The sequence below is a fragment of the Okeania sp. SIO2B9 genome (assembly GCF_010672505.1).
Classification (GTDB): domain Bacteria; phylum Cyanobacteriota; class Cyanobacteriia; order Cyanobacteriales; family Microcoleaceae; genus Okeania; species Okeania hirsuta.
Window position 1 is genome coordinate 1 of record NZ_JAAHGK010001390.1, and the last position, 1,906, is coordinate 1,906.

Annotated in this window: 1 protein-coding gene; it reads right to left on the reverse strand. The window is 39.9% G+C overall.

From position 1 onward, the window contains the following. Window positions 1-894 precede the first annotated feature (894 nt). Window positions 895-1,707, reverse strand: coding sequence for a carbon-nitrogen hydrolase family protein (locus F6K13_RS31050; protein ID WP_124143069.1), 813 nt, complete (start codon window positions 1,705-1,707; stop codon window positions 895-897). Window positions 1,708-1,906: the final 199 nt, after the last annotated feature.

The window sequence follows — 1,906 nt, forward strand, 5'->3', positions numbered from 1 at the left end:
CCTACATTCCGCACCACAAAACGTAGCATAAAAATATAAGTTATGCATCGAGTGCTAATTGGCTAGGTTTCCTACGGCGCTAAACTGTGGAAATGGTTCCGCACACATTGCCTCCAGAATGTAAGAGGCACTCAAGACAGTCAAAATTCAAAAGTCATGTATTAAGAAGAAAATTATAGTGGTCAATAGGAGTCAACGATTCAGTAAGTATTTATGCTTAATATTTAACTGAGAATTTGACTCCCGATAGAGGTAAATGAAGATAATTTATATAGTATAAATACTTAAGCAAACTACAGATTTTATACTAATTTTTATGTTACAAATTGAAGTGCGGAATGTGGGTTATATGCAACGTTAGTCAAGGTAGAATTAAATAGCGCAAAAAGGCAGAAGGCAGGAGGCTTTAGTTATCTAGGATAGCAGAAGGCAGAAGGGAAGAAAGGTTATTGTACAAGCTTTTGAACCTTTTTTAACTGGTTAGTTATTTCCGCCATCCTGCACTAGCGCTTCAGTTAGAGCTCCCCCTCTAGCGCTTCATCCTCAAAAGGTAGTGCATATGTAATGGTATCTGTTTGCGGAGCAGTCCGGACTGAAAAGCTTGGGTTGCTCCGTTCCGGAATTCCGCTTTCCGGGCAAAGCTGACCGCTGAACTGCTGAACTGCTGTTTGAGTTTGGGTCGCATTCCGTAGGAAGTCCTTTTTAAATAGCCATCAGCTTTTCTGTTCCGGAATGCTCTACTTGCCAGCATTTAGCTGGAGCGCTAAAAATTCAAGGGTTTAAGTTCCCCACGCTTATTTGAAAAATTAGTGGTGCGCCTTTTATGGGGGTTTTAATCCCTAATTATACGCCTTGAGAAGCTGATGGCTGAAGCGCTGAGTTCTGAGTGGTACTTCAAGTAAATACCCGATGTTGTAGGGATGGCATTTGTCTACGAACTTGTTCTAATCTGGATGGGTTAATTTCTGCAATTGCTACTCCTGGTTTATCTTCAGTATCTGCCAAAATTAAACCCCAAGGGTCAATTATCATTGCATGGCCATGAGTTTGTCTTCTGCCATAGTGCTTCCCTGTTTGAGCTGGAGCAATGATATAGCAGGTATTTTCTATTGCTCGTGCTTGGAGTAATACTTGCCAGTGGTCTTTTCCTGTATATGCAGTGAAGGCCGCTGGTACGAATATGACTTCAGCCCCGGCATTTGAGAGATATCTGTATAACTCAGGAAATCTTACATCATAGCATACTGATATGCCTAAATTACCATAATCTTTTGATGAATAGACTGAAGGTAACTTGACTCCTGCTTTAACAGTGTTTGATTCTCGGTAGGTATTACCGTCAGGCAAGTTAACGTCAAATAAATGTGCTTTTTCATACCTACCTACTTCTTGGCCATTAGAATCTATTAGGGATGCAACGTTATAAACTTTGCCATCTTTTGTAGGTACTGGATACCCACCTCCTAGAATTGTGATTTGGAATTTTTGAGCCGTTGTTTTGAGAAATTTTTCACTTTCTGTAGCGATCACTTCTGCTTGGTCAATTTTTTCTTTTTCTTCACCTAAAAAGGGAAAATTTTCAGGCAAGGTAACTAACTCTGCGCCTTGACGGACTGCTAAGTCTATTAATTCTTCTGCCTGTGCTAGATTTTTTGACAAGTCAGGCACACTTGTCATTGATATTGCTGCTGCGAGATAGGATTTCATTAAGTCTGTTTTTCAGCTATTATGTTGGAACTTTTTGATGTTTGCCTTATTATTTATACCAAATTCATTCGCCGATCTAAAGGTAGTTGTTTAGTCAGCATTCAGCAGTCAGCTATTAGCTATCAGCAATTAATTTTGGGGAAGGTCAAAGCAATTCATCAAATCCAACCACAGTGGTCTTCCTTGTGGAGACTTCTTC

Coding starts and splice junctions, on each gene's coding strand:
- F6K13_RS31050 (WP_124143069.1), bottom strand. CDS start 1,707: ATGAAATCCTATCTCGCAGCAGCAATATCAATGACAAGTGTGCCTGAC.